The sequence below is a fragment of the Mycobacterium sp. E1386 genome, from assembly GCF_001672745.1.
GTDB lineage: Bacteria > Actinomycetota > Actinomycetes > Mycobacteriales > Mycobacteriaceae > Mycobacterium.
Window position 1 is genome coordinate 34,047 of record NZ_LZKH01000058.1, and the last position, 26,002, is coordinate 60,048.

Annotated in this window: 23 protein-coding genes; 3 read left to right on the forward strand and 20 right to left on the reverse strand. The window is 68.0% G+C overall.

Going from position 1 to position 26,002, the window contains the following annotated elements:
* The first annotated feature begins 1 nt into the window (after position 1).
* On the forward strand, positions 2 to 493 hold the full coding sequence (locus tag A5709_RS06245) for a DUF302 domain-containing protein (protein WP_068118841.1): 492 nt from the start codon (positions 2 to 4) through the stop codon (positions 491 to 493).
* 42 nt (positions 494 to 535) lie between these two features.
* Here the strand turns inward: A5709_RS06245 and A5709_RS06250 are convergent, their stop codons facing one another.
* Positions 536 to 1,885 carry an NAD(P)/FAD-dependent oxidoreductase gene (locus tag A5709_RS06250; RefSeq protein ID WP_068118843.1) on the reverse strand — a complete coding sequence of 450 codons (1,350 nt, stop codon included), beginning with the start codon at positions 1,883 to 1,885 and terminating at the stop codon, positions 536 to 538.
* Positions 1,886 to 2,109: 224 nt separating this feature from the next.
* Here A5709_RS06250 and A5709_RS06255 point away from each other — a divergent pair, with 224 nt between their 5' ends.
* Positions 2,110 to 2,610 (forward strand): nitroreductase/quinone reductase family protein, encoded by a 501-nt coding sequence (locus A5709_RS06255; RefSeq protein WP_067947680.1) that lies wholly within the window; start codon positions 2,110 to 2,112, stop codon positions 2,608 to 2,610.
* Positions 2,611 to 2,638: 28 nt separating this feature from the next.
* On the opposite strand, the gene A5709_RS06260 is transcribed toward A5709_RS06255, so the two are convergent.
* The 8 genes from A5709_RS06260 to A5709_RS06295 form a co-directional block, all read right to left on the reverse strand.
* Complete coding sequence (locus A5709_RS06260; RefSeq protein WP_068118846.1) at positions 2,639 to 3,175, reverse strand: hypothetical protein; 537 nt, start codon at positions 3,173 to 3,175, stop codon at positions 2,639 to 2,641.
* Positions 3,176 to 3,208: 33 nt separating this feature from the next.
* Positions 3,209 to 4,711, reverse strand: a complete 1,503-nt coding sequence (locus tag A5709_RS06265) for an NAD(P)/FAD-dependent oxidoreductase (RefSeq protein WP_068118850.1) — start codon at positions 4,709 to 4,711, stop codon at positions 3,209 to 3,211.
* A gap of 75 nt (positions 4,712 to 4,786) precedes the next feature.
* Positions 4,787 to 5,851, reverse strand: coding sequence for an AraC family transcriptional regulator (locus A5709_RS06270; protein ID WP_082973799.1), 1,065 nt, complete (start codon positions 5,849 to 5,851; stop codon positions 4,787 to 4,789).
* A gap of 51 nt (positions 5,852 to 5,902) precedes the next feature.
* Positions 5,903 to 7,198, reverse strand: coding sequence for a fatty acid desaturase (locus A5709_RS06275; protein ID WP_067947669.1), 1,296 nt, complete (start codon positions 7,196 to 7,198; stop codon positions 5,903 to 5,905).
* Positions 7,199 to 7,295: 97 nt separating this feature from the next.
* A complete protein-coding gene (locus A5709_RS06280; protein WP_369806153.1) occupies positions 7,296 to 8,492 on the reverse strand; it encodes a ferredoxin reductase in 1,197 nt (398 codons plus the stop codon).
* 94 nt (positions 8,493 to 8,586) lie between these two features.
* Complete coding sequence (locus A5709_RS06285; protein ID WP_067947667.1) at positions 8,587 to 9,066, reverse strand: hypothetical protein; 480 nt, start codon at positions 9,064 to 9,066, stop codon at positions 8,587 to 8,589.
* 33 nt (positions 9,067 to 9,099) lie between these two features.
* A complete protein-coding gene (gene ppk2 / locus A5709_RS06290) occupies positions 9,100 to 9,966 on the reverse strand; it encodes a polyphosphate kinase 2 (RefSeq protein ID WP_068118853.1) in 867 nt (288 codons plus the stop codon).
* Positions 9,967 to 10,007: 41 nt separating this feature from the next.
* On the reverse strand, positions 10,008 to 11,432 hold the full coding sequence (locus A5709_RS06295) for a wax ester/triacylglycerol synthase family O-acyltransferase (RefSeq protein ID WP_068118856.1): 1,425 nt from the start codon (positions 11,430 to 11,432) through the stop codon (positions 10,008 to 10,010).
* A 183-nt stretch (positions 11,433 to 11,615) separates the two neighbouring features.
* Here A5709_RS06295 and A5709_RS06300 point away from each other — a divergent pair, with 183 nt between their 5' ends.
* Positions 11,616 to 12,158: an Rv3235 family protein gene (locus A5709_RS06300; RefSeq protein WP_197520089.1), complete on the forward strand. Its 543-nt coding sequence runs from the start codon at positions 11,616 to 11,618 to the stop codon at positions 12,156 to 12,158.
* A gap of 7 nt (positions 12,159 to 12,165) precedes the next feature.
* Here the strand turns inward: A5709_RS06300 and A5709_RS06305 are convergent, their stop codons facing one another.
* The 11 genes from A5709_RS06305 to mtrA all read right to left on the reverse strand — a co-directional run bounded on the left by A5709_RS06305 (position 12,166) and on the right by mtrA (position 25,936).
* On the reverse strand, positions 12,166 to 13,323 hold the full coding sequence (locus tag A5709_RS06305; RefSeq protein WP_067947659.1) for a cation:proton antiporter: 1,158 nt from the start codon (positions 13,321 to 13,323) through the stop codon (positions 12,166 to 12,168).
* A gap of 4 nt (positions 13,324 to 13,327) precedes the next feature.
* Entirely contained in the window at positions 13,328 to 13,810 is a 483-nt protein-coding gene (locus tag A5709_RS06310; RefSeq protein WP_067947657.1) for a cation:proton antiporter regulatory subunit, read from the reverse strand.
* A gap of 71 nt (positions 13,811 to 13,881) precedes the next feature.
* Positions 13,882 to 14,637, reverse strand: a complete 756-nt coding sequence (gene mddA / locus A5709_RS06315) for a methanethiol S-methyltransferase (RefSeq protein WP_068118859.1) — start codon at positions 14,635 to 14,637, stop codon at positions 13,882 to 13,884.
* Positions 14,638 to 14,706: 69 nt separating this feature from the next.
* A complete protein-coding gene (locus tag A5709_RS06320) occupies positions 14,707 to 16,257 on the reverse strand; it encodes an HD domain-containing phosphohydrolase (RefSeq protein ID WP_082953599.1) in 1,551 nt (516 codons plus the stop codon).
* Between the two features lie 33 nt (positions 16,258 to 16,290).
* The gene (locus A5709_RS06325; RefSeq protein ID WP_068118864.1) at positions 16,291 to 17,037 is read right to left on the reverse strand and encodes a hypothetical protein; all 747 of its coding nucleotides are present in this window, start codon (positions 17,035 to 17,037) and stop codon (positions 16,291 to 16,293) included.
* A gap of 139 nt (positions 17,038 to 17,176) precedes the next feature.
* Complete coding sequence (gene secA, locus A5709_RS06330; RefSeq protein ID WP_067947649.1) at positions 17,177 to 19,999, reverse strand: preprotein translocase subunit SecA; 2,823 nt, start codon at positions 19,997 to 19,999, stop codon at positions 17,177 to 17,179.
* 95 nt (positions 20,000 to 20,094) lie between these two features.
* The gene (gene hpf / locus A5709_RS06335) at positions 20,095 to 20,763 is read right to left on the reverse strand and encodes a ribosome hibernation-promoting factor, HPF/YfiA family (protein ID WP_067947648.1); all 669 of its coding nucleotides are present in this window, start codon (positions 20,761 to 20,763) and stop codon (positions 20,095 to 20,097) included.
* A gap of 323 nt (positions 20,764 to 21,086) precedes the next feature.
* On the reverse strand, positions 21,087 to 21,728 hold the full coding sequence (locus A5709_RS06340) for a ComF family protein (protein WP_067947647.1): 642 nt from the start codon (positions 21,726 to 21,728) through the stop codon (positions 21,087 to 21,089).
* Between the two features lie 41 nt (positions 21,729 to 21,769).
* Positions 21,770 to 23,527: an MtrAB system accessory lipoprotein LpqB gene (gene lpqB / locus A5709_RS06345; RefSeq protein ID WP_197501119.1), complete on the reverse strand. Its 1,758-nt coding sequence runs from the start codon at positions 23,525 to 23,527 to the stop codon at positions 21,770 to 21,772.
* Positions 23,527 to 25,200, reverse strand: a complete 1,674-nt coding sequence (gene mtrB / locus A5709_RS06350; RefSeq protein ID WP_082953600.1) for an MtrAB system histidine kinase MtrB — start codon at positions 25,198 to 25,200, stop codon at positions 23,527 to 23,529. Before mtrB ends, lpqB begins: the two co-directional genes overlap by 1 nt.
* 49 nt (positions 25,201 to 25,249) lie before the next feature.
* Positions 25,250 to 25,936: a two-component system response regulator MtrA gene (gene mtrA / locus A5709_RS06355; protein ID WP_046187325.1), complete on the reverse strand. Its 687-nt coding sequence runs from the start codon at positions 25,934 to 25,936 to the stop codon at positions 25,250 to 25,252.
* Between the last annotated feature and the right edge of the window lie 66 nt (positions 25,937 to 26,002).

Sequence of the window (26,002 nt, forward strand, 5' to 3'; positions counted from 1 at the left end):
GATGACCGAGATTCGATTCGACGGCGTGCGGGTGCGCTACGAGAGCGCCAAGAGCTTCGACGAGCTGCTAGCCGCGTTGCTCGACGATATCGGCGAGCGCCCCGTCCCGATCAACGACATCGCGACGACCAGCGAGAGCTGGGAGTCCTACCGGGAGCGCGTCGAACCCCACGTCGGGCCAAGCGGATTCATGCTGTTCGGTGTCGTCGACCACGGCGCGTGGATCCCGAAGGCCGGCATCGACCGCAAGGCGATCCGCGTCATCCTCGGCAACCCGCTGATCGCGATCACGATGCTGCGCCGCGACGTGACGGCGGGCCTGTTCGCCCCGGTCGAGCTGCTGATCACCGACGAGCCGGCCGGCAGCAGCCTGACCTACGTCAAGCCGTCATCGCTGATGGTCGTCGAACCCAATCCCGACTTGCTCAGCGCCGCGGAACAACTCGACGCCAAGCTGGCTGCGCTCGCCGAAAAGGTGACCAGCGGCTCCTAAGAGCGGGGTCTAAAAACAGTAAGGATTGCGCCCCTCCCCCGGTCACGCGCGCGTTGCCTTGAGCCGGTTGCCGGCGATCACCCTGCGTAACAGGGATGGCCGGAGAAGATCCGTGGGCTGCCCGAGGAGTTGCATCTGTCTGAACAGCGTCTCGGTGACTACTACGTCGGTCGCCGCCGCCAGGTAAAGCTTGCGCATGCCGAGACTGATGAACCGCTTTGGCGTCGACTGCCAATCATTTGACGGGATGATGGCGAAATCGAAGAACCGATTCGCCCACCACATCGGTGACAACTTCCTGGCGGAGGCGCGAAAGAAGCGGAAGCCTAACTCCTCATTACCATCGGTCAAGCACGTTCGGAGCACCGCTGCCTGCAACGCCGACGAGGTCATACCTTGGCCATACACGGGATTGAGGCTGCATAAGGCATCGCCCATGACCACCAAGCCCTTTGGAAACCGGGGGAGCTTGTGATAACAACGCCAAACGCTGGTGGGATACCGCTGAGTGGAGACCTCGCCAATGGGTTCCGCGGCGCGCAGCACCGCAGAGACATGGTTCGGCATGGAGGAGGAAACTGAATCAAGCAACCCGGGCAGGTCGGTTGGTGTCTTCCTGCCAGCGAAACCGATCACCGTGGCGATGGCGGTTCCGTCTTCGTAAGGCAACAACCCGAAACCCTCCGGACTGTCGAGTGTGGGAATTCCCAACACGGCTCGCTCGGCGAGCGCCCCAGGTGCCAAGCGGAAGAATTGGCTTGAGTAGCTCAGGTCAATCGTGTAGCGGCGTTCAGGGGGCCTTCGATAACCATTGGCCTCCAAGAACGCCGGGGTGCGGGCGGAACGACCAGTCGCGTCGATGACGAGGTCGGTCGTCAGCACACGTTCCTGGCCGGTTTCACGTTCGACCACCCTTGCACCCGTGACCCGGCCAGTAGGGTCGATCATCGTCTCCGCCACTTCATGCCCGTCCATGAATGTGACATTTGCGATCGAGCGCACCCGCCGTCGAATAAGTCCTTCCAGCAGCGGCCGGCTGGCCAAGAACACGACCATGCCCTCGGACCGTGTGAACCTCCCCGACCGGCAAAACACGATGTCACCGACGCCCAGATGGAACAGGCCAGGGTCATCGGGACTGTCAAGGACTATGGCACCCGCCGCTTCGAGTTCCTCTACCAGGCCTGGAAACAAGTCCACGAGGTACGGCACACCCCGGCTGAGCATCTGATGCAGATGGCGGCCTTGTGAAACCCCTCGCCGCTGAAATGTGCCATCGGGCAACTTGTCACGCTCGACCACGGTGACTGTGCCATAGAAATCCGACAACACCCTGGCAGCGAACAGGCCAGCGATGCTCGCGCCGCAGACCAATGCATGCTCACTGCCCATGTCGCTGGCCCCTCCCCACGACTGCCCGCCAACACCACACTGGCAGCGCGCTCCACCGCTGTCTACCGATGGGGCGGTCACATCTTCATGAGAAGACCTGGGGCGGAGACGCAATCGGCGCAAAGGGTGTTCGGGTCGGCGCATGGTCGGCGGGTCGGCCTGGCATAGTCGGCGGCGGAACCGCAATCCAAGGGCCTTCGCCTCGTTAACGCTAGGAGTCATCCATGAGCGACGCCGACGCCGCATCGATCCGAGCGGCGCGCAGTGACTGGATCAGCGAGCACCTCGACACGTATCTGACCTCCGGCGGCGCGCGGGGCCACATCATGGATGTCAGCGCAGTCGGGGGCCGGGTACTGACCACCCACTGCTTGATCAGGTGTGTGGGCCGCAAATCGGGCAAGAGCTATATCAGGCCGTTGATCTACGGCAACGTCGGTGGCGAGATCGTGGTCGTCGCATCCAAGGGAGGCGCCGACACGCATCCGGAGTGGTACCTGAATGTTGTGCAGAGCAACACAATCGGCGTCCAGATCGCGACCCAAGCATTCGAGGCCACCTGGCGCGAGCCCGAAGCCGAGGAACGCCATCAGGTGTGGGCGTACATGTCTCACCTGTATCCGCCGTACCTCACCTATCAGAAGTCAACCAGTCGTCAGATCCCGTTGGTGATGTTGACGCCCGTGCGGGCGATCGACGTCTTTTCCGCGGAAGACTCCCGGTAGCCGTTGCTAGGCAACCGAATTCGAGAGCTCAGAGCCAGCCGGTGCGGGCGGCGGCCACTGGCTCGGGCGGCGCAGGCGCCAATGCCCCGTCGCGCACGCCGTCGAGCATCCGTTTGACCGCGGCGACGATCTCCGGTGCCGCCGCGGCGAGCCCGGCCTTGTCGGCCTCGGGAACCTCGTCCGGGTCGACGCCCGCCCGGGCCAGCACGGCGGCCGGGTCGGCCAGCTGACCGGCCAGCCAGGCGACCGGGTCGGCGGACAGCTCGGGAACGAAATGCCGGCGGCCGGGTTCCCACCCGTCGAAGCGGGGATGGTGATGCGCGCGGTCCAACGTCCCGGGCGGGCTCTCGGTGGAGCCGAACAGGTCCACCCGCCACACTGGACGGTTGAAGCCGATCGGGATGCCGGCGTAAATCGACCCGTGCGGCTCATCCCGGTCGACGAGGCGCAGTTCCAGCCTGACTCCCCGTTCCGGGGTTTCCTGACCCTCGTTGGGGTCCGGGTCGACGAAGAACATGTCCCCGACAACCACGCCCAGGGTTTCGAATCCAAACGCTGCGAGCATGTCTGCCAGCGTAGTCCCGGCCGTCGAATCGGGTCACGCACCGACCTTCGTGCCCGCGCGGTCGGGTAACACCACTTCGTAGTCCGCGAAAGCCACTGCCCTTGTGCGGCGCTGGTATTCGTGCACCAGCCCCGGCCAGTTGGTGGTGACCCGGCCGGAGGCGGTGCGATACCAGGAGTCGCAGCTGGTCCAGACGCCGGCGTCCAGGCGGGCCTGGATCTCCGCGTCGTACGCCTGCTCCACGTCGCGCCGGACCTCGAACGCGCGGGCCACACCCCCGCGCGCGAGCTCCTCGGTGATCTGGCGGATGTAGCGGGCCTGCTGCTCCATCATCAGGATGATCGAGCTGCTGCCGAGATTGGTGTTCGGCCCGTAGATCAGGAACATGTTCGGGAAGCCGGGCACCGCCATACCGAGATGGGCGCGCGCCCCGGCGGCCCACTCGGACTGCAGGTCCCGGCCGTCGCGGCCGGTGATCGTCATCGGCGCGAGGAATTCGGTGGCCTTGAATCCGGTGCCGTAGATGATGACGTCTACCTCATGCAAGACCTCGTGACCCTGGCCGTCGGCCGTGCGCACACCCGCGGGCGTCACCTCGGTGATCGTGTCGGTCTCGACGTCGACGTTGTCGCAGGCCAGCGCCGGGTACCAGTCGCTGCTGAACAGCACGCGCTTGCAGCCGATCGGGTAGTCGGGCGTGAGCTTGGCCCGCAGCACCGGATCTTTGATGTGGCGCTTGAGGTTTGCCGACGCGGCGACACCCACCAGCCGGGCGAGCGGGGCGGCTTTGGTCAGCGCGAGGCCGAAGGACTCCGAGATCTCCCAGATCAGCCCGCGCATGGCGGCGGAGAAGCCGGGCACCGTGCGGAAGGCGGCGTGGTGCGCGTCGGTGTAGGCGCGATCCGGCTTGGGGATGATGTACGGGGCGGACCGCTGAAAGACGGTCACGTGCTTGGCGGTCTCGCGAATGCGCGGCACGAATTGGATCGCCGACGCGCCGGTGCCGAGGACGGCGACGCGCTTGCCGGCCAACTCGACGTCGTGGCGCCACTGCGCGGAATGGAACGAGGGGCCCGCGAAGGTGTCGAGTCCCGGGATGTTCGGCAGCGCCGGGCGCGACAACTGCCCGACCGCGGGCACCAGCACGTCGGCCTCGAACACGTCGCCGGTCGAGGTCTCCACCCGCCACGTGGCGGTTCCGTCGTCGTAGCGGGCCGAGGTGACCTCCACCCCGGTCCGCACCAGGTCGCGAAGGCCGAACCGATCGGCGGTGTCGTGAATGTAACCGAGAATGTCGGGCTGCTCCGCGTATCGCCGGCCCCAGTCGGACTTCCGGGCGAAGGAGTAGGAGTACAGGTTCGACGGGACGTCACAGGCGGCACCCGGGTAGGTGTTCTCCCGCCAGACGCCGCCGATGTCGTCGGCCTTCTCCAGCACCGTCACGTCGGCGAGACCATCCCTGGACAGCTCATAGGCGGCGGCCAGGCCGCCGAAGCCGGCCCCGATCACCAGCACGCGAGGACGAGTCGAAGTCATGACTCCAAAGTTAGGGGCGCGTTGCGCCTTGCCGACAGCCGATTGCGGTCGGCAAATCCATGATTCCGGCCACGATCAGACGGTCTGCAGCCGGGCCCGCGGCGCGACCGAACGCTGATAGCGCGCGGGTGTGGTGCCGGTCCACCGCTTGAACGCGGCGATGAAGCTCGTCGCCTCGGCGTAACCGAGCCGCAGCGCGACGTCGTCGACCGACAGCGCGCCCGTCGCCAACAGCTCCTCGGCGAGCACCCGGTGCACCTCTTCGACCAGGTCGCGAAAGCTCGTGTTTTCCTCGGCGAGCCGCCGCCGCAGCGTCCGCTCGCTCATCGCCAGCTGCCGGGCGACGGCCGCGATCGTGTGGGGTTCGCCATCAACCGACGCCAGCCGGTCGCGGACCCGCCGGGCGACACCGGACCGCTCCCGGCGGCGTTCCAACAGCGCCAGGCACTGCTGCTCGCACATGGCCACGGTCATCTCGCTGGCCTGCGGGAGCGGGTTGTCCAGCAGGGCGGCGGGCCAGCGCGCCACGTTGGCCGGCGAGTCGTAGCGGGGTGTCACGCCGAATGCCTTGCGGGCCAAGGCGTCTCCCGATGCGGGCGCCGGGCCTGCGAACTCGATCGAGGTGAACGGGACCGGGCGGCCCAGCATCTCCGCCATGACCCGGGCGATGGCCGCCAGGTCACGCCGCACCAGAAACTCCGCAACCGGCCCGGTCAAGTCGGGCAGGTCGAGCCGCATTGCCGCGACCGGCCCCTCGACCATGACGGTCGGCAGGCAGAAGCCGTAGCTGAGCTCGTAGAACCGGGCGGCGAACCGGACGGCGTCGCCCAGCGTCGAACTCGTCAGGCAGGCGAACCCGAAGATGCCCAACGATCCGACGTGATAGCTGCGGCCCACCCGCACCCCGAGGTCGGCCGGGTTCCCCAGCAGGTTCACCAGGTTCGTCACGACCGCCAGCTCCTGGCGTCCGACGATCATCCGGTTGTGGTCGTGCAGGTCGGCCTGCGACAGGCCGGTTCCCTCGAGCAGGTCCGCCACGGCAAGGCCGTTCTCGCAACCGAACTCGGTCATCAACGCGACACTGGCGGTGCTACGCGGAAAATCCCAGTGCGACACCTGCGATCCGACGAACACCTGCACGTGTCCCAGTATGGCGAACGACCGAAGCGCCGAACGTGCTCGGCGGAAAGGCTAGGCGGCCAGGTCGTCCGCGCCGCCGACCGCGCGCTGCGCGTCACGCTGCGCACGCTTGGCGCGCCGCCAGCCACGCACGGTCGCGATGGCTGTCTTCAGCCCGCGCCGCCGGCCGGTCTCCGGGTCGGTGCCCGCGAAACCGGGCTCCAGGTCGGCGAACATGCGCTCGCTGCGGGTTTCCGGAGCGTCGTCGGCGTCGGCGCGCAGGTACTTGTTCGGCAGCGACAGCTTGGCCAGCGTGCGCCACGTCTTGCCGTACTGAACCAGGAACGACCCGGTGGTGTAGGGCAGGTCGTACTTGTCGCAGATCTCGCGCACCCGCACCGCGATCTCCGCATACCGGTTACTCGGCAGGTCCGGGAACAGGTGGTGCTCGATCTGGTGGGACAGGTTGCCGCTCATGAACCGCAGCGCCGGCCCGGCCTCGAAGTTGGCGCTGCCCAGCATCTGGCGCAGGTACCACTGCCCCTTGGTCTCGCCGATCATGTCGGTCTTGGTGAATTTCTCTGCGCCATCGGGGAAATGGCCGCAGAAGATGACGGCGTTGGCCCACACGTTGCGGATTATGTTGGCGACCGCGTTGGCCTTCAGCGTGGATCGGTAGGTGGCGCCGGGTGACAGCGCGGTCAGCGCCGGGAACGCGACGTAATCCTTGACCACCTGCCGGCCGGCCTTGGCCAGGAACTCGTCCACCCGCTGGCGGGCGTCGTCCTGCTCCATCCGCTTCTTGACGATCTTGCCGAGCTCCACGTGCTGCAGGCCGACGCCCCACTCGAAGAGCAGCGCAAGCAGGGTGTTGTAGACCAGGTTGAACAGGTTGAAGCGCTTCCAGCGCTGGTCCCGGGTGACGCGCAGCAAGCCGTAGCCGACGTCGTCGTCCATCCCGAGGATGTTCGTGTACTTGTGATGCACGAAGTTGTGGGTGTAGCGCCAGTGCTTCGACGACCCGCTCATGTCCCACTCCCACGTCGAGGAGTGGATCTCCGGGTCGTTCATCCAGTCCCACTGGCCGTGCATGACGTTGTGGCCGATCTCCATGTTTTCGATGATCTTGGCCACGCCCAGCGTGACGGTCCCGGCCCACCAGGCCGAGCGCTTCGAGCTGGCGGCCAGCGTCAGCCGGGCCGCCACCTCCAGCGCGCGCTGGGCCGCGATCGTGCGGCGGATGTAGCGGGCGTCGCGCGCGCCGCGAGAGTCTTCAATGTCCTGGCGGATGGCGTCCAGCTCAACGGCCAGGTTTTCAATGTCGGCGTCCGTCAAATGGGCGAATACGTCGACGTCGGTGATCGCCATCGTCTTTTTCTCCCTGCGGTCGATTTGTCCGTCCTAAACCAGGTCCAGACCTACGTTATCGTAACCTACGATTCCGTAGGTTACCTGTGAGTAGCCTTCAGATGTCGAGCACACAATCGCCGGAAGCGGCGGACACGCAGGTCTGAATCCGGGTGCCCGGGTCGTGTTCCGCGCCGGTGCGCAGGTCACGGACGTGCCCCTCCACCAGGCCGACGACGCACGACTGGCATATACCCATTCGACAGCCGAAGGGCATCTGCACGCCTGCACCCTCCCCCGCGTCCATCAACGACGTCGCCGCGTCGGCGACGACGGCGCGATCGCTCCGGGCGAAGGTGACCGTTCCGCCGGAGCCGGCCGGCGCGGCCTTGGACACGGCGAACCGTTCCAGGTGCAGCCGGTCACCGATGCCTGCCGCCGACCAGATCTTCTCGGCCTGGGTCAGCATGCCCTCCGGCCCGCAGGCCCAGGTGTGCCGTTCGCGCCAGTCCGATACGTCGTGGTCGAGCCGGGCGAGGTCGAGACGGCCCTGGGTACGGGTCTCCCGCAGCAGTAGGCGATAGCCCGGATGGTCGGCCGCCAGCGCGGCCAACTCGGCCCGGAACATCACGTCGGATTCCGTCGGCGCCGAATGGACGTGCGCGATGTCGCCAATCTGGTTGCGGCGCACCAGCGTTCGCAGCATGGACATTACCGGCGTGATCCCGGATCCGGCGGTGAGGAACAAGATCGATGACGGCGCCGGGTCGGGCAACACGAAGTTGCCCTGCGGGGCGGCCAGCCGGACGATGGTCCCCCGCTCGACGCCCGCCACCAGGTGCGACGACAGAAACCCTTCGGGCATCGCCTTCACCGTGATGGTCACCGTGCGCGCCGAGCCGGACCCGGACGTCGCGGCGGGGCTGGACGTCAGCGAATACGACCGCCAGCGCCAGCGTCCGTCCATCAGCAGACCGATCCCGATGTACTGACCCGGCTGGTAGTCGAAGTTGAAGCCCCACCCCGGCTTGATCACCAGGGTCGCCGAATCCTCCGTCTCGCGGCGCACCTCGAGGATGCGGCCCCGCACTTCCCGCGCCGACCACAGGGGATTGGCCAGATGCAGGTAGTCGTCTGGCAACAGTGGTGTCGTGATGCGGGCGGCCAGCTTGCGCAGCGCGTGCCAACCGGGGTGCCGGTCGGCGCCGGCGACGACTGGCCGCGTGGTTTCGACGACGTTGCCCGTGATCGATGGGTTACGTCTGCCCAGGGGAGGCTCCTGCTCACTACGCGGCGTCTTACTTGCGCTGACCATTGTGGTCGATTCGGTGGGCCTCACGAAACCTACGGTACCGTAACCTACGGTTGCGTAGCTAGCGTCGTGGCCGAGAACACGCCACCCTTCGCCCCTACAGCAGCTCGAGCAGGAACGGCAGCTCCTGGTTGGCGTACCACGCCAAGTCATGGTCCTGCGCGTCGCCAACAATCAGTTCGGCGTCCTCATCGCCCAGGTCGGCGGCGTCGATGGCCTCGATCGCCTTCGTCACGGCCGGCTCGGCATCCGCATTGTCGACGTACGCGGCGATCACGTCCGCCAGCGCGACGGGCCCGCCGAGTCTCACCACCGCGTCGTCGAGGTCGGGACGGAAGGTGACGTCGCCCACCTCGGCGGCCAGCACCGCGCGCCGCGGCGGCAGGGATCCGGGCGCCCCTTCGGCTTCCGTGTCGGCCAGCAGGCGCAGCGACGCCAGCGCCGCCTCGCGCAGCGCGACCTCGGCGAGCTCGTCGTCGTCGCCCTCGGCGTACGCCTCACGCAACGTCGGCGTCAGGGCGAACGCGGTGCCGTTGACGGGCCGCAACGAGCCGTCGGCCACCAGGCCCTGCAACATGGCCAGCGTGGCCGGAATGTAGACCTGGATGGCTCAGTCCCCGATCAACGTGGCCGCGAAGTCGTCGACATACGTCGCCAGGTCGCGCGGCGGGCGCTGGTAACTCACGGCAGGCAGCGGAAGTTTCGGAAGTTTGATCTTCGGCCGTTCCACCTCGTGGTAGTCGATCGTCGACAGCAAATGGGCCATCATGTTCAGCCGCGCGTGCTTCTTGATGTCCGATTCCACCACATACCAAGGGCTGAACGAGGTATCGGTGTGCACCATCATCTCATCCTTGGCCCGCGAATATTCTTCCCACCGGTAAACCGATTGCAGATCCATCGTTGACAATTTCCATTGCCGCACAGGATCATTCAGCCGCGCCCTGAAGCGGCGCAGCTGTTCGGCCTCGGAAACCGAGAACCAATATTTGCGGAGCAGGATCCCCTCGTCGATCAGCAACTGCTCGAAGATCGGTGTCTGCCGCAAAAACAGCACGTACTCCTGCGGCGTGCAGAATCCCATCACCTTCTCGACACCGGCGCGGTTGTACCACGACCGATCGAACAGCACGATCTCCCCTTCGGCCGGCAGATGGGCGATATAGCGCTGGTAGTACCACTGTCCGCGCTCGCGCTCCGTCGGCGCGGGCAGCGCCGCGATGCGGACGGCCCGCGGGTTCAGGTATTCGGTGATCCGCTTGATGGTTCCACCCTTGCCCGCCCCGTCGCGGCCCTCGAAGATGACCACGACGCGGGCGCCGGTGTGCCGCACCCACTCCTGCAGCGTGACGAATTCCGTTTGCAGCCGGAACAATTCGGCTCGATAAATCTCGTCGGGCACCTTGCGCACGGGCGGCGAAGCCGACTTCTTGCTGTGCGCCTTCGCGGACTCGCCGTCTTTGGTCGCGATGCTCATATCAACGGATGATAGATCCAGGCAGCAAGGTTGACCTCCGACTACGACCGGGAAGCTTCCAGCAATTCCTCGAGCGATTGGTTCAACAGGCCCGGCAGCAGCTCGACGTCGCTCATCGCTTCGCGGTCGGCATTGATGCCGAAATACAGCATGCCGTTGTACGACGTCACGCTGATGGCCAGCGCCTGGTTGTGCAACAGCGGCGGGACGGCATAGGTCTCGAGCAATTTGGTGCCGGCGATGTACATCTGCGACTGGGCCCCGGGCGCGTTGGTGATCAGCAGGTTGAACGTCCGCCTGGAAAAGGTGGGGAAGCTGGTGGCGACCCGGATGCCCATGGCGTGCAACGTGGGTGGCGCAAACCCCGACAGTGTGACGATGGTCCTGGCGTCCACCAGGCGGGCGGCCGTCGGGTTCGACTCGGTGGCGTGCGCGATCTGCGAGAGGCGCACCACCGCGTTCGGCTCCCCCACCGGCAGGTCGACCAAGAACGGCATCACCTGGCTGATGGCCTGACCGGGCCCGGTCGCATCGAGCTGACCGTCGGCGTAGATGGACAGCGGCGCCATGGCCCGCACCGTCGCGGTCGGCGACACCGCCACCCCGCGTGACATCAGCCAGCTGCCCAGGGCGCCGGCGATCACCGCGAGCACCACGTCGTTGACGTCGCAGTCGTACCGGGCGCGCACCGTGCGGTAGTCGTCGAGGTTGCCGCACGCGACCGTGAACCGCCGGTGGCGCGACACGGTGGCATTGAGCGGACTGCTGGGTGCCGTGCCGCGCGCCACGGTGCGCGCGAAATCGAGGATCCGGCGGCCGGCGGCGAGGAGTTCGCCGCCGTTGTTGGTCACCAGCCCGCCGATGGCCGAGCCGACGGCCTGCAGCTGGGTGCCCGGCCCCACGAACCAATCGCCGATGGCCCCGAAGATGAGCCGCGCGTCACCCGGGTCGCGTTCCGGCACCCAGATGTCTTCGGGAAAGGGCGGCGGTCGCTTGGTGCGATCGGCGATGACGTGATTGATTTCCAGCGCCGTCATGCCGTTGATGACGGCTTGATGCGACTTGGTGTAAAGGGCCAAGCGGTTCTTGGACAGCCCCTCGACCAGATACATCTCCCACAGCGGCCGCGACTTGTCCAGCGGCCGGGCGGCCAGCCGGGCGATCAGCTCGTGCAGTTGTTCGTCGCTGCCCGGGGAGGGCAGGGCGGAGCGCCGGACGTGATAGGTGATGTCGAAGTCGCCGTCGTCGACCCAGACCGGCCGGGCCGACCCGACCCGCACCTCCCGGACCTTTTGCCGATAGCGCGGAATTTGGGGCAGCCGCTGCTCGACGGTGGCCAGCAGCGTCTCGTAGCTCAACCCGGCGCGCGGCCGGCGCAGGATCGACAGTGATCCGACGTACATCGGGGTGGCGGTGTTCTCCAGGCGAAAAAACGCCGCGTCCGATGGGGACAGCCGGGTCACCATAGGGCGCAGTCCTCCTCACCGAATGATCGCCCTGTTGCTGAAGGAGATTTGTCGCCCACGGTAATCGTCCGGCCGGGCGGCGTCCGAGCGCGGGTACGCGCGAGCCCGAGTTGTGCCATGATGACCACTGCCTGCCACTCTCCAGCGGGCTCCCGGTTCGGCCGAAGAGTTGGAGAGTGCGCGTTGAACATCAGTCCTGTCGCGGGTCCGCCCGGCGCGTTCGCCGTCCTGCCCGTCGTCGACTACGAGCCCCCGGCACAAGACGTGCCACGAAGCGTTCCCTCCTGCCTGCCGTCGTCCCGCGCACCGTTGCGCCGGCGCAGCGCCCACGCGCCGCACCGGCCCTGCCCGCCCGGCAATCAGCCGCCCGAGGAGCCGCGGGCCGCGCTGTCGGGGCCGATGCGGCAGGCGGCGGTGTTCGCCGACGCGGCGCTGCGCCGCGTGCTGGAGGTCATCGACCGCCGCCGCCCCGCCGCCCAGCTGCGCCCGTTGCTGACGCCAAGCCTGGTGGATTCCGTCGTCTCGGTGGGCCATGCGGCCGCCGGTCGGCAGGGCGCGGCGGTGCTCCGGCGGCTGCGCCTGCAGCCGTCCGGTCGGGACCCGGAGGCCGCGGCCGAGGTCTCCGGCTCGTACAGCCGCGGCAACCGGATCCACGCCATCGCCTGCCGCGTCGAGCGGGCGCCCGCCGGCGCCGGCTGGCTGGTGGTGGCCCTGCACATCGGTTGACCGCCCGTCAGCGCGCGGGCCCGGCGGTCGGCGCCAGCGGGCCACCCGTGTAGCGGGTCAGCACCGGCCCCACGATCGCCATGATGAACACGTACGCCGTCGCCAATGCGGCGACCGCCGGAATGGACGTGCCCGCCAATCCGATGATGATCAGCGAGAATTCGCCCCTGGCGACCAGCGCGGTACCCGCGCGCAGTTGCCCGCGCCGCGCCACGCCGTCGCGCCGGGCGGCGAAGATCCCGGTGGCCACCTTGGTCGCCGCGGTGACCGCGGCCAGGATCAGCGCCGCGGGAAGCATCGGGACCAGCGCGTGCGGATCGACCGAAAAGCCGATCGCCAGGAAGAAGATGGCGGCGAACAGATCCCGCAGCGGGCCCAGCACCCGGCGGGCCCGGTCCGCCGTTTCCCCGGTCAGTGTCAGCCCCACCAGAAACGCGCCGACCGCGGCCGACGCGTGCAGGGATTCGGCCAGCGCCGCCACGATCAAGGTGATGCCCAGCACCCGCAGCAGCAGCTGTTCGGAGTCCGGGTGCTCGACCAGCCGGCCGACGTGGTGGCCCCAGCGGTAGGACGCGGCGAACGCCGCCAACAGCGCGGCCACCGCCACCACCATGCCGACGACGGCGTGCAGCCAGCCGCCGCCGGATGCCAGGACGGCGAACAGGGGCAGGTAGGCCGCCATCGCGAAGTCCTCGAGGACCAGCACGGAGAGCACCGCCGGCGTCTCCCGGTTACCGAGCCGGTGCAAGTCCTCCAGCAGCCGCGCGATGACACCCGAGGAGGAGATGTAGGTGACGCCGGCCAGGCACAGGATCGCCACGCCGTCCAATCCCAGCAGCCAGCCGGCGATCGCACCGGGCGCCGCGTTGAGGACGACGTCGACACCCGCCGACGGCAGGTGGTGGCGGAGGCTGGCGGCGAACTCGGCGGCGGAGAACTCCAGGCCCAGGGTGAGCAGCAGCAGCACGACGCCGATGGGCGCGCTCGTGGTGATGAACTGGCCGCCGGCGTCCAGCGGTAGGATCCCGCCCTTACCCAGGGACAAGCCCGCCAGCAGGTACACCGGGATCGGAGACAGGGCGAATCGGCGTGCGATGGCGCCCACTACGGCCAGCGTGGCCAGGAGGGCGCCGAGTTGTAACAGCAGCGCCCACGAAACTTGCACCGGCTCAGCCCTTGTCGATGATCTGTTCGACGCCGGCGATGCCGTCCTGGGTGCCGATGACAATCAAAACGTCTCGGGCATAGAGCATTTCGGCCGGACCCGGCGAGGCCAGCACTTCCTCGTTTCGCACGATCGCGACGATGGAGGCGCCGGTGCGGGTGCGGGCGCGGGTGTCGCCCAGGGGATGGCCCACGAAGGGGCTATCGGCCAGGATGTGGACCTGCCCCGTCTCGAGTCCGGGTATTTCGCGGGCCAACTCGGTGAACCGCTCCGCGATGCGCGGTGCCCCCAGGATCTGGGCCACCGCCTCGGCCTCTTCGTCACTGAGGTGCAGGAGCGGCCGGGCCTCGTCGGGGTCCTCCCGGGCGTAGACGACGACCTCGAAATCGCCGCTGCGCCGCGCGATGATGCCGATGCGGTCGCCCTTGTGATCGGTGAATTCGTAGCGAAGGCCGACGCCCGGCAGCAGCACCTCCTTGACATCCATACCGTCAATCCTGACAGGTCGACTGCAGGCGCCGTCATCCGATCGCCGAGCCGCTAACCAATTACAAAGATTCAGCCCTGCCGGGCAACGCCCGTGGCCTGGCGGCGCGGAATCGGCAGCAGCATCGACACCTCGCGGCGGTACTCGCGATAGGGGTGGCCGATCGACGCGACCAGGTCACGCTCTTCGAGCTGCGTGGCGATCAGGACGTAGGTCGTCATGCCGATCGAGAACAGCAGGTGTCCCGCCGTCATGGTCGGCACCGCCCAGAACGCGATGAGCATCCCGAGCATCAGCGGGTGACGCACCACGCGGTAGAGCAGACGTACGCGGAATTCGACACTGGTGTAAGGCTTTTGGCGCGATGCCAGATACACCTGCCGGAGCCCGAACAAATCGAAATGGTTGATCAGGAACGTCGCCAGCAGCGCGATCGCCCAGCCGAGCCAGAAGAGCGCCCACAACGCCGCGCGGGCCGCCGGCATCCGCACATCCCAAAGGACCGTCGGCATCGTCCGCCACTGCCAGTACAGCAGGGCCAGCACCACGCTCGACAGCAGCACATAGGTGCTGCGCTCGATCGACGTCGGCACCAACCGCACCCACCATCGCTTGAACGCGGGCCGGGCCATCACGCTGTGCTGGAGGCCGAACAAGGCCACCAAAGCCGCGTTGATGGGTATCGCCGCGGTGACTGGCGCGGTGAGCGCGTGATCGACGCTTCGCGGCACCGCGAGGTTGCCCACGAAACCAATGAGATACAGAAAAGCCGCGAGGAAGAGCAGGTACGCCGCGGCGCCGTAACCAAGCGTCAAGTATCGCTTCATGGGCTAAGTGTCCGCCGGCCACACACGTTCGGATATAGGTCGTTTGCCTCATCTTCGGCGAGCGGGGCCCTAGGCATTTTTGACTAGTCCGTTGTGCAGCGCGTACATGCTGGCGCCGATGCGGTTCGATACGCCGATCTTGGCGTAGGTCCGTTCGACATGGTTGCGGGCTGTTTTCTCGCTGATCACCAACGACGCCGCGATCTCCTTGTTCGAGGCGCCGCGCGCGACCAGGCACAGCACCTCGATCTCCCTGGGGGTCAACCCGTCCGGCCGCATGTGGGGCCGTTGCGCCGGCTGACCCGCCGCGTGCAGCACTGCTTCGACGGCGACCGATTCGAGTTCACCGGCTTGCACCCGCCCGCGCAGCCGCCGGGCCGCCGCGTCCGGCGACATCTGTTCGCGATACGGCCTCGGCTCGCAAGCGGACTGGTAGCAGACCGCCGCAGCCAGAATGCGGTCCGGCGGGCCGAGCGCCGGCCCGGCGAGCCCGCGGGGATATCCCGACCCGTCAAGGCATTCATGGTGATTGCCCGCGACTTCGGCAAGCTGCCGCAGGCCGGATACCTGGTTGAGGATGCGCACGGTCAAATACGGGTGCAGCCGAACGCGTTCGAACTCCGAGGCCGTCAACGATCCTTGCCTGGACCAGATCTGATTCGACACCCCGATGCGGCCCAGGTCGTGGACATGCCCCGCTCGCCGCGTCAAGGCCACCGCGTGGGCGTCGACACCCGCGGCTCGCGCGGCGTCCCCGGCGAGCCGGGCCACCGCACGCGAATGTCCAAGGGTGAACGGGCATTTCAGATCGACGAAGTCGCCGAGGGCGACGAGTAGCGCGTCCAGCGATCGGTCGTCAAGCCGTCGATGCCGATCGGGCGCCGCGGCCAGAGCCGCCGCCCACGCGTCGCCGGCCGGCGGGCCGGCCAGAACCTCCTCGGTGTGGCGAAGGAAGGCGTCGGCGACCTGGGGATCGAATTGTCCGCCGCGCCGGTCGCCCACCATGGCCACGGCCCCCGCAACGCCATAGGTCCGGTGGTGCACCTCGACCATGTCGGCCAGCTGGGCGATCCGCATCTGAATCGGGATCTCGTCGCCCCGGGCTCCGGCGGGCAGCCCACCGCCGTCGTAGCGCTCGAACGCAAACGCGACCGCCGCCTGCACGTTGGGGCCCAGGCCGATCCGGTCGGCCAGCACGGCCGCCGAGGTGCAATGCGAGTGGATCAACCGGGAGATGTGGCCGCGCGCGTTGGCGAACAGCGTTGCCATCACGCTCAACCGGTGCGCCAGCGGGTGGCCGCGCCCCACGTTCCCGGCCAGGAACCGCAAGTACGGTAAGCCCGACCAATCAACAAGATACGAGTCGTGGCGCACGGCGATGTCGTCGCCGAACCACCGCGCGTACTCATGCGAGTCGGCGTGACAGCCGATCCACATGACCAAGGTCGTGTAGTAGGTGCAGTCCCGCTGTTCCGCGTCGAGCCCGAGCCGGTCAGCAAGTCTGGTCGCGATCAGCGCCGCCCGCAGCATGTGCTCGGCGGGCTGGCCCAGACCGAGGTCGATCGCCACCGACAGGGCCGCCAGCAGCTCCGCACGGGTCGGCAATTCGGGCTCCGACATGGGCCTCATTGTGCCCAGCTCATCGGCCCGCGGTCAGCCGATTGGCACAGTGCGCCCGACGGCATGATGTCGGTCGGCGTCGAACGTTTCGAAATGTCCCGAGCCCACCACGAACAGGCCCCGTCGCGGCGGCCGGAAACCGGCCAGCCGCGGTTGACGCGGCAGCGGACCGACAGGCCCGAGGTCCACGTCGCGCCATATGGCGCGCGACTGCGTCACGGCCCATACCCGCGCCGGGGCGATCATGAATCGTTGCCCGTTGGGCGCTGTTCCCGAGAGCCGGACCCGGCCGGCGCGCAGGGTCGGGCCCGCGGCTCGGCCGATCGCGGCCAGCACCGCCCGGTTCGTCCACGCCCCCGACGGCAACCGGCCGCCGACGGCGCTCATCAGTCGGGTGGACACTGTGGTGCCGATATCGATGTGCCAGGCGAGCAATCCCGGGATCTCGACGAACAGCGACCACGGGGTGACCCAGGCGACGTCGATGTCGCACTGCACCGCGTCGTTGTGGGTCGCCGCGCTGAAGAAGCGGGCGCAGCTCTGCGGGCCCGGCGTCGTCGCGTAGAAGGTCCACGCCCCGTCGGGGCCGCGGTGCCACACCGACCGGTAGCCGGGCGAGAACGACGTGGCCGGAAACACCCGCAGCGCCAGGTAGTGGCCGCCGGCGAACGGGAGGCCCATCACGCCGAAGCCGACGAACCGTTCGTCGTCTCCGGCGGGCAGGTCGGGCTTTTGCAGGACGGCCGTGGCGGCGTCCAGTGGGGTGCGTGCTTTGGTCATGCGTGAATGGTGCGCGCCCGCACGGCCACACCGCATGGGGCGGCTGCCTCAAATCTTCCGGCACCCGCCGGGTGTGAAGCCAGCCGCACGCTCGGCGCCGAGTGTGAAGCTAGCCGCACATTCGCGAAAAGGGTGGCGGTTAGCGCCGTTTCACCGATTTGGGCGGCTTGGCGCCGCGGCCCTGCCGGCGGGCGGCTTCCCGCCGCTCGCGCCGACTCGCCCCGCCGGGAACCCCGGCCGGGGCCTTTCCGTCGCCGCCGTTGCGCTGCACCTGCGCCGAGCCGTCCTCCGAGGGGCCGGAGTAGGTCATGGCCGGGGCCTCGTTGTCAATGCCCTTGGCGCGCAACTGGGTTGGCGGCTCTTCCCGCGGGGCCGGGGCGGCGTCGCCCTGGTCGGCGGCGGTTCCGAGGTCCTTGAGCCCCTCCGGCGTTTCCACCGGTGCGACCTGCGGGGACGGCACCGCCTCGACGGTGACGTTGAACAGGAAGCCGACCGACTCCTCTTTCATGCCGTCGAGCATGGCCATGAACATGTCGTAGCCCTCGCGCTGGTACTCCACCAGCGGATCGCGCTGCGCCATCGCGCGTAGCCCGATGCCCTCCTTGAGGTAGTCCATCTCGTAGAGGTGTTCGCGCCACTTGCGGTCGATGACGTTGAGCAGCACGTTGCGTTCCAGCTGCCGCATCGCGCCCTCGCCCGCGAGCTCCTCGAGCTCGGCTTCCCTTGCGGCATAAGCACGTTCGGCGTCCTTGAGCAGCTCGTCGAGCAACTCCTCGCGGGTGAGGTCGTCGCGGTCGGAGTCACCGTCCAGGCGCATCAGTTTCTCGTGCTCGATGCCGACCGGATACAGCGTCTTCAGCGCCGTCCACAGCGCCTCCAGGTCCCAATCCTCGGCGTAGCCGTCGGCCGTCGCGCCGTTGACGTACGCGGTGACCACGTCGCGGACCATGCCCAGCGCCTGGTCCTTGACGTTCTCGCCTTCCAGGATGCGGCGACGCTCGGCATAGATCACCTTGCGCTGCTGGTTCATCACCTCGTCGTACTTGAGGACGTTCTTTCTGACCTCGAAGTTCTGCTGCTCGACCTGGGTCTGCGCGCTCTTGATCGCCCGGGTGACCATCTTGGCTTCGATCGGCACGTCGTCGGGCAGGTTGAGCCGGTTCAGCATCGCCTCCAGCGCGGCTCCGTTGAACCGGCGCATGAGCTCGTCGCCCAGCGACAGGTAGAAGCGCGATTCGCCCGGGTCGCCCTGCCGGCCGGAGCGGCCGCGCAGCTGGTTGTCGATGCGTCGCGACTCGTGACGCTCGGTGCCCAGCACGTACAGGCCGCCGGCCTCGACCACCTCGGCGGCCTCCTTGCCGGCCTCCTCCTTGACCAGCGGCAGCTCCTCGTGCCAGGCCGCCTCGTACTCCTCGGGGGTCTCGACCGGATCGAGGCCACGCTCGCGCAGCCGCTGGTCGGTGAGGAAGTCGACGTTGCCGCCCAGCACGATGTCGGTGCCGCGGCCGGCCATGTTGGTGGCCACCGTGACCCCGCCGCGGCGGCCGGCCACGGCGACGATCTGCGCCTCCTGCTCGTGGTACTTGGCGTTGAGCACGTTGTGCGGGACGCGCCGCTTCTGGAACTGCCGCGACAGGTACTCCGAGCGCTCGACGCTGGTGGTACCGATCAGGACGGGCTGGCCCTTCTCGTAACGTTCGACGACGTCGTCGACCACCGCGATGTACTTGGCTTCCTCGGTCTTGTAGATGAGGTCGGAGCAGTCGGTGCGGACCATCGGCTTGTTGGTCGGGATGGGCACCACGCCCAGCTTGTAGATCTCGTGCAGCTCGGCCGCCTCGGTCTGGGCGGTACCGGTCATGCCGGCGAGCTTGTCGTAGAGCCTGAAGTAGTTCTGCAGCGTGATGGTGGCCAGCGTCTGGTTCTCGGCCTTGATCTCGACGTGCTCCTTGGCCTCGATGGCCTGGTGCATGCCCTCGTTGTAGCGGCGGCCGTAGAGCACGCGGCCGGTGAACTCGTCGACGATGAGGACCTCGCCGTCGCGGACGATGTAGTCCTTGTCGCGGTTGAACAGCTCCTTGGCCTTCAGCGCGTTGTTGAGGTAACTGACCAGCGGCGAGTTGGCGGCCTCGTACAGGTTGTCGATGCCGAGCTGGTCCTCGACGAACTCGACGCCCAGCTCGTGCACGCCGACGGTGCGTTTGCGCAAGTCCACCTCGTAGTGGACGTCCTTTTCCATCAGCGGCGCCAGCCGGGCGAACTCGAGGTACCAGTTGGAGGCGCCGTCGGCCGGCCCGGAGATGATCAGCGGGGTGCGGGCCTCGTCGATGAGGATGGAGTCGACCTCGTCGACGATCGCGAAGTTGTGCCCCCGCTGCACCAGGTCGTCGAGCGAGTGCGCCATGTTGTCGCGCAGGTAGTCGAAGCCGAACTCGTTGTTGGTGCCGTAGGTGATGTCGGCGTTGTAGGCCACGCGGCGCTCGTCCGGCGTCATCTGGGCGAGGATCACGCCGACGTCCAGGCCGAGGAAGCGGTGCACGCGGCCCATCCACTCGCTGTCGCGTTTGGCCAGGTAGTCGTTCACCGTGACGACGTGCACACCCTTGCCGCCGATGCCGTTGAGGTAGGCCGGCAACACCGAGGTCAGGGTCTTGCCCTCACCGGTCTTCATCTCGGCGACGTTGCCGAAGTGCAGCGCCGCGGCGCCCATCACCTGCACGTCGAACGGGCGCTGGTCGAGCACCCGCCAGGCCGCCTCCCGCGCCACCGCAAACGCCTCGGGCAGCAGGTCGTCGAGGCTTTCACCGTCGGCGTGCCGCTTCTTGAACTCGTCGGTCTTGGCCCGCAGCTCCGCGTCGGTCAGCTTTTCGACCTCGTCGGACAGGGTGTTGACGTAGTCAGACACCCGCTTGAGACGCTTGAGCATGCGACCTTCGCCAAGGCGCAGCAACTTCGACAGCACGGTGTTGTCCCCTTTTGGGATGGTCCTGTTGGTAGGAGTCTCTTCTCTTGAGCGACTCCCATGGTAGGTGACAACCCCGCAGAGGCCGCCGAACCTTACGACAGCCTGATCAGCCCGTAGTCGTAGGCGTGCCTGCGGTAGACCACGCACGGCCGTTCGGTCTGCTTGTCGTGGAACAAGAAGAAGTCGTGCCCGACGAGCTCCATCTCGTAGAGCGCGTCGTCGACCGTCATCGGCGTGGCCGGGTGCTCCTTGGTTCGCACGATCCGCCCGGGCTCGTGGCCGGCGTCGGCGCCGTCATGGTCGGCGGGCGGCTCCGCCATGCGTTCCTGCCGCGGCGGCGGCACGACCGCGGTGGCGGCGGCCAGCGACACCGGCGTCTTGTCGCCGTAGTGGACCTTGCGCCGGTCCTTGACCCGGCGCAGCCGGTTCTCGAGTTTGTCCACCGCGGACTCGAACGCCGCATAGAAGCTGTCGGCGCAGGCCTCCGCCCGGCTGACCGGACCGCGGCCGCGGGCGGTGATCTCCACGCGTTGACAGGATTTGCGCTGGCGCCGATTGGGCGCGTGTTTGAGCTCGACATCGAAGAGATAGATGGAGCGATCGAACCGCTCGAGGCGGGCAAGTTTCTGGGAGACGTACAGACGGTAGTGGTCGGGAATTTCTACATTGCGGCCCTTGAAAACGACTTCGGCAGTGGTCGTCGGTTGAGGTTGGCCGTCGGTTTGCGTCGGCGGTTGGTCGAGAATCTGACCGGAATCCACGGATAGCCTTGACATACGTGACAACTCGTTTCTCTTTCACGTCGCACGCGCCCTGCGTGCCCGGCTTGCTAACGACGCGCCGACGAGGTGGGAGAGCGGTCCTCAGAAGAAGTCACCGCCGCAGAGTGCTCGCCGATGCAAGGTGTCGAATACTCACCCCTTCCCGCGAGTGGGGTCTCAACTTTGGGAATGTCGCGACCAGTGAGGCAGACCAGTGAGTTGGTTAACGTTGTTCTCGACGTTAGCTCGTGTTCGCCTCGCCATGCCAGTAATTTCGCTGAGCTGTTGCGAGTTCTTCACATCCGCTTGGCGACCACACAGCCTCACGCGACAGCGACCGCCAGCACGGCGGTCACCCGGACGCCCGCGGCGTCCAGCACCCGCACCGACTCGCGGGCCGTCGCCCCGGTGGTGACGATGTCATCGACAATCAAGACCTCGGCGTCCGATGGGGGGCGCCGTGTTCCGCGCAGCACCACCCGGCCCGCGACGTTGCGCTCACGGGCCGCCACGTCGAGGCCCACCGAGTCGCGAACCAGCGCACGCATCCGCAGCGCCGGGGCGACCGCGATGGCCGGGTGGCCGGCGAGCGCGGTGCGCGCCAGCCGGGTGACCGGGTCGCCGCCGCGCCGGCGCGCCGCCGAACGACGCGTGGGCGCCGGCACGACGGTCAGCGGCGTCTCGACGATCCCCCACGTCAGCAACCGGTGCACGCCGGTGGCCAGCGCAACCGCCAACGGCCCGACGAGGTCGCCGCGGCCCTGCTCCTTGAGCGCCAGGATGGCTTGCCGGCGCGCGCCGGCGTAGCGGCCGAGGGCGAACACCGGCACCTGCGGGTCGATCCGGGGGTTCACCACGTGCGGTTGGTCGGCGGCCACCGACAGCTCCCGCGCGCACGCGTCACACCAGCGGGTCGACGGCGCACCGCAGCCGCCGCACTGCAGCGGCAGGATGAGGTCGAGCATGGGGCCAGTGTCGCGGCCGGGACCGACATGGCCTGACCAGCTCAGCCCGGCAGCACCGGCGCCGCGCCGAACACCGTCAACCCCGGCACCTCCGACCAGCCCTGCTGGCTTTCGGCCGCCGCCGCCGAATACTGCAGCACCCCTTGCGGAGCGCCGACGTAAACCGTGGACGGGTTGGCCGCGACTGTGATCACCGGCATCTGCAGGCCCCGGGCGGGCGCGTCGGAGTTCACCCCGTCGAGGTTGACGTATGACACCGGATGGCTGGCGTCGGTGCGGGTCACCACGATGTCGTCGCCGGTTCGCCAGGATAGCGACACCACCGAGTTGCCCAGCCCGAAGCCGAGCCGCCGCGGGTAGGTCAGCGCGTACTGGCCGGCCTGGGTCTGCTCGACGCTGGCCAGGATCACCTGGCCGCCGATCACCATCGCGGCGCGCGTGCTGTCGCGGGACAGCTGCAGGTCGGTGATCGGCCCCGGGAAACGGGTGGCCACCGCGACGGAATCGACCGGGATGCGGGCGGGTTGGCCCGACGCCGGCTCCTGGATCGCGCGCAGCACGTTGTTGCCGTCCACCACTACCCAGACCGCGTCGTCCAACGACCAACTCGGCCGCGACAGGCTGTGCCCGTCGGCGGATTGGACCGCTTCGCCACCGAGGTCACCGATCCACAGCGACGCCGCCTCGTCCGGCGCGCCGCGGTGCAGCGTGACGACGGACGCCACCTGCCGCCCGCTGCGGGACAGCGCGGCCCCGGTCTGATCCCCCATCCGCCCGAAGGCCCCCGGCACGTTGCTGATGCGCTGTCCGTCCAGGCCGACCAGGGAGCCGTTCACCAGGGCATGCAGCCCGGCGCCCGCCCCGTCCGCCACGCCCGGGTCGGTGGCGGCGACGTCGGAGGTCGTCCACCCCTCGGCGAACCGGTCGTCCAGCGGTGCGCCGTCGGCGTTGATGACGTACGGCCCGCGGATGTCGGCCCTGGCCAGGGTCCAAATGATCTGCGCGGCAAGCAATTGCCGGCTGTGCGGATCGGTGGTGGACAGCTTCTCCAGATCGATGCGCGCGCCGCCGTAGCCGCGCCCGATCCCGTTCTTGCCGCCGTCGGCCCGCGTCACCGGTCCACGCAGCCGCAGCGGCGGGGCGAGCAGGTTGCGCACCGTGTGGGCCATCTCCGGCCGCGGCCCGGCGATCATCTTGGAGACCAACTCGGTGGCCAACTGATCGTGGTCGGCGACCGCGACGTAGCGCGGGTCGGGGACCACGGTCTTGCCGGTCGGGTCGGCGAAGTACAGGGTGTTGCGCTTGTAGGTGGACTGAAACTGCTGCCAGTCCAAAAAGACTCCGTTGGGCAGGCGGTCGATCCGCCACCCGCCCGACGTCTTGACCAACTCGATCGGGCCCGGGTCGGGCAACACCCCCTCGGCGGTTTCGAACACCCCCATGTCCGACAGCGAGCCGAGGATATCCGCCCGCATGGTCGCCGAAACCCGTTCGGCGGCACGGGTTTCCACGAACACGACGTGGTCGATCAGCAGCGCGCTGCCGGCGTCGTCCCACGCGTTGGATGCCGACTGGGTGAGGAACTGCCGGGCCGCCAGATGCCGGTTCGCGGGATCGGCTGTGGCCTTGAGGAATTCGCGCAGCAACACGTCGGGGTCCATGCCCGGCGTGGGCTTGGGCAGATTCGACGGTGCCGGCCGCTCGACGGTGCCGATGGCTTGGGGCGCCGACGAGCTGGGCACGCCCGCGCAGCCGCCCAGCAGCACCGCCAGCAGCAACAACCCGAGCAGGCGCCGCATCACCCGCTCCTCTCGGCGTGTTCACGTTGGTGCGAACGGTCTTTCGGCTGCGGGCCGGTGTTGGCGGTCGGCGGAATCGGCTTCATGGGCAGCGGGCTGGTGGTGACCTTGTGGCCGCGAACCAGCGGAAGCGTCAACCGGAAGCACGAGCCCTCGCCCGGCTCGCCCCACGCCTCGAGCCGGCCCTGGTGCAGGCGCGCGTCCTCCACGCTGATCGCCAGGCCGAGCCCGGTGCCGCCGGACCGGCGCACCCGCGACGGGTCGGCCCGCCAGAACCGGCTGAACACCAGCTTCTCCTCGCCGGGCCGTAGCCCAACCCCGTAGTCGCGGACGGTGACGGCGACGGTGTCCTCGTCGGCGCCCATCCTGATCTGCACGGGCTTGTGTTCGGCGTGGTCGATGGCGTTGGCGATCAGGTTGCGCAGGATCCGCTCCACCCGCCGGGTGTCGACCTCGGCGATCACTTCCTCGTCGGGCAGGTCGACGAGCAGCTCGATGCCGGCCTCTTCGGCCAGGTGGCCCACGTTGCTGAGCGCGCTCTGCACGGTGGTGCGCAGATCCACTGCCTCGACGGACAACTCGGCCACACCGGCGTCGTGCCGGGAGATTTCCAGCAGGTCGTTGAGCAGCGACTCGAACCGGTCGAGCTCGTTCACCATCAGCTCGGTGGACCGCGCCAGCGTGGGGTCGAGGTCGGCGCTGTGGTCATAGATGAGGTCGGCGGCCATCCGCACGGTGGTCAGCGGGGTGCGCAGTTCGTGGCTGACGTCGGAGGTGAACCGGCGCTGCAGGTTGCCGAACTCTTCGAGCTGGGTGATCTGGCGGGACAGGCTCTCGGCCATGTCGTTGAACGACACCGCGAGCCGGGCCATGTCGTCCTCGCCGCGCACCGGCATCCGTTCGGACAGGTGGCCCTCGGCGAAGCGTTCGGCGATCCGCGACGCCGACCGCACCGGCACCACCACCTGGCGCGAGACCAGCAGCGCGATCCCGGCGAGCAGCACAAGCAGCACGGCGCCACCGGTGATCATGGTGCCGCGCACCAGCGTGATGGTGGCCTGCTCGTTCTTCAACGGGAAGATCAGGTACAGCTCCAAGTTGGCCACCTGGGACGACGCCGGCGTGCCCATGACCAGCGCCGGACCGGAGAATCCGTCGGTGTGCACGGTGGCGTACTGGTACGACGCCTGCCCGGCCTTGACGAAGCCGCGCAGGGAATTCGGCACCTGGTCGACGGGCCCGGCCGTGGTCGCCGCGCGCGGCCCGTCGCCCGGCACGATCAGCACCGCGTCGAACGCGCCGGCCAGCCCGGCGCCCGACGCGGGGTCGGTCTTGGACGTCAACGTGTTGCGGGCCAGCTGCAGGCTGCTGTCCAGCGAGCGCGTCTCCTCGCCGCTAACGATCCCGCCGACGGTGGTGCGCGCGCGTTCGATCTGTTCGATGCCGGCCTTGACCTTGACGTCCAGCACGCGATTGGTGACCTGAGAAGTCAACACGAAGCCGAGCGCCAAAATCACCGCCAGGGACAACCCGAGCGTCAGCGCCACGACGCGCAGCTGCAACGACCGGCGCCACGCAACGGCAACGGCTCGACTCACCGCACCCATGCCGCGAGTCATGGGACCGGAGCGCCCCCAACGGCTCCGAGTGCGTCGCCGGGAGCCCCAGATCAATGACGGCGCTCCTCAGCATCACTCCGTTCTGCATCGTCTCCGATGCGGATCACGGAGGTCCGGCCTTGTAACCCACTCCTCGAACGGTCAACACCACTGTCGGGTTCTCAGGGTCTTTCTCAACCTTGGCCCGCAGACGCTGGACATGCACGTTCACCAAGCGGGTGTCCGCTGGGTGACGGTAGCCCCACACCTGTTCGAGCAGCACATCACGAGTAAACACCTGCCGCGGTTTGCGCGCCAACGCGACCAGCAGGTCGAATTCCAGCGGCGTCAGGGAGATCTGCTCGCCGTTGCGGGTCACCTTGTGCGCCGGCACGTCGATCTCGACGTCGGCGATGGACAGCATCTCGGCCGGCTCGTCGTCGTTGCGCCGCAGCCGCGCCCGCACCCGGGCCACCAGCTCCTTGGGCTTGAACGGCTTCATGATGTAGTCGTCGGCGCCCGACTCGAGGCCGAGGACGACGTCCACGGTGTCGGTCTTGGCGGTGAGCATCACGATCGGCACGCCCGAATCGGAGCGCAGCACGCGACAGACGTCGATGCCGTTCATGCCCGGCAGCATCAGGTCCAACAACACCAGATCGGGGCGCAGTTCGCGCACCGCAGTCAGGGCCTGGGTGCCGTCACCGATGACCGCGGTGTCGAAACCCTCCCCACGCAACACGATGGTGAGCATCTCGGCCAGCGAAGCGTCGTCATCGACGACCAAAATCCTTTGCCTCATGGAGTCCATGGTGTCACCAGATCGGGACAAACCCGGCGCGCCACACGGGCGTTTCTTGCGCCGAGCCGCAAATAT

Excerpts from the sequence above, each read along its gene's own strand:
- A5709_RS06245 (WP_068118841.1), top strand. The coding sequence starts at position 2 with ATGACCGAGATTCGATTCGACGGCGTGCGGGTGCGCTACGAGAGCGCC.
- A5709_RS06250 (WP_068118843.1), bottom strand. The coding sequence starts at position 1,885 with ATGGGCAGTGAGCATGCATTGGTCTGCGGCGCGAGCATCGCTGGCCTG.
- A5709_RS06255 (WP_067947680.1), top strand. The coding sequence starts at position 2,110 with ATGAGCGACGCCGACGCCGCATCGATCCGAGCGGCGCGCAGTGACTGG.
- A5709_RS06260 (WP_068118846.1), bottom strand. The coding sequence starts at position 3,175 with ATGCTCGCAGCGTTTGGATTCGAAACCCTGGGCGTGGTTGTCGGGGAC.
- A5709_RS06265 (WP_068118850.1), bottom strand. The coding sequence starts at position 4,711 with ATGACTTCGACTCGTCCTCGCGTGCTGGTGATCGGGGCCGGCTTCGGC.
- A5709_RS06275 (WP_067947669.1), bottom strand. The coding sequence starts at position 7,198 with ATGGCGATCACCGACGTCGACGTATTCGCCCATTTGACGGACGCCGAC.
- A5709_RS06280 (WP_369806153.1), bottom strand. The coding sequence starts at position 8,492 with ATGGTCAGCGCAAGTAAGACGCCGCGTAGTGAGCAGGAGCCTCCCCTG.
- A5709_RS06285 (WP_067947667.1), bottom strand. The coding sequence starts at position 9,066 with ATGTTGCAGGGCCTGGTGGCCGACGGCTCGTTGCGGCCCGTCAACGGC.
- ppk2 (WP_068118853.1), bottom strand. The coding sequence starts at position 9,966 with ATGAGCATCGCGACCAAAGACGGCGAGTCCGCGAAGGCGCACAGCAAG.
- A5709_RS06295 (WP_068118856.1), bottom strand. The coding sequence starts at position 11,432 with ATGGTGACCCGGCTGTCCCCATCGGACGCGGCGTTTTTTCGCCTGGAG.
- A5709_RS06310 (WP_067947657.1), bottom strand. The coding sequence starts at position 13,810 with ATGGATGTCAAGGAGGTGCTGCTGCCGGGCGTCGGCCTTCGCTACGAA.
- mddA (WP_068118859.1), bottom strand. The coding sequence starts at position 14,637 with ATGAAGCGATACTTGACGCTTGGTTACGGCGCCGCGGCGTACCTGCTC.
- A5709_RS06320 (WP_082953599.1), bottom strand. The coding sequence starts at position 16,257 with ATGTCGGAGCCCGAATTGCCGACCCGTGCGGAGCTGCTGGCGGCCCTG.
- A5709_RS06325 (WP_068118864.1), bottom strand. The coding sequence starts at position 17,037 with ATGACCAAAGCACGCACCCCACTGGACGCCGCCACGGCCGTCCTGCAA.
- A5709_RS06340 (WP_067947647.1), bottom strand. The coding sequence starts at position 21,728 with ATGCTCGACCTCATCCTGCCGCTGCAGTGCGGCGGCTGCGGTGCGCCG.
- lpqB (WP_197501119.1), bottom strand. The coding sequence starts at position 23,527 with ATGCGGCGCCTGCTCGGGTTGTTGCTGCTGGCGGTGCTGCTGGGCGGC.
- mtrA (WP_046187325.1), bottom strand. The coding sequence starts at position 25,936 with ATGGACTCCATGAGGCAAAGGATTTTGGTCGTCGATGACGACGCTTCG.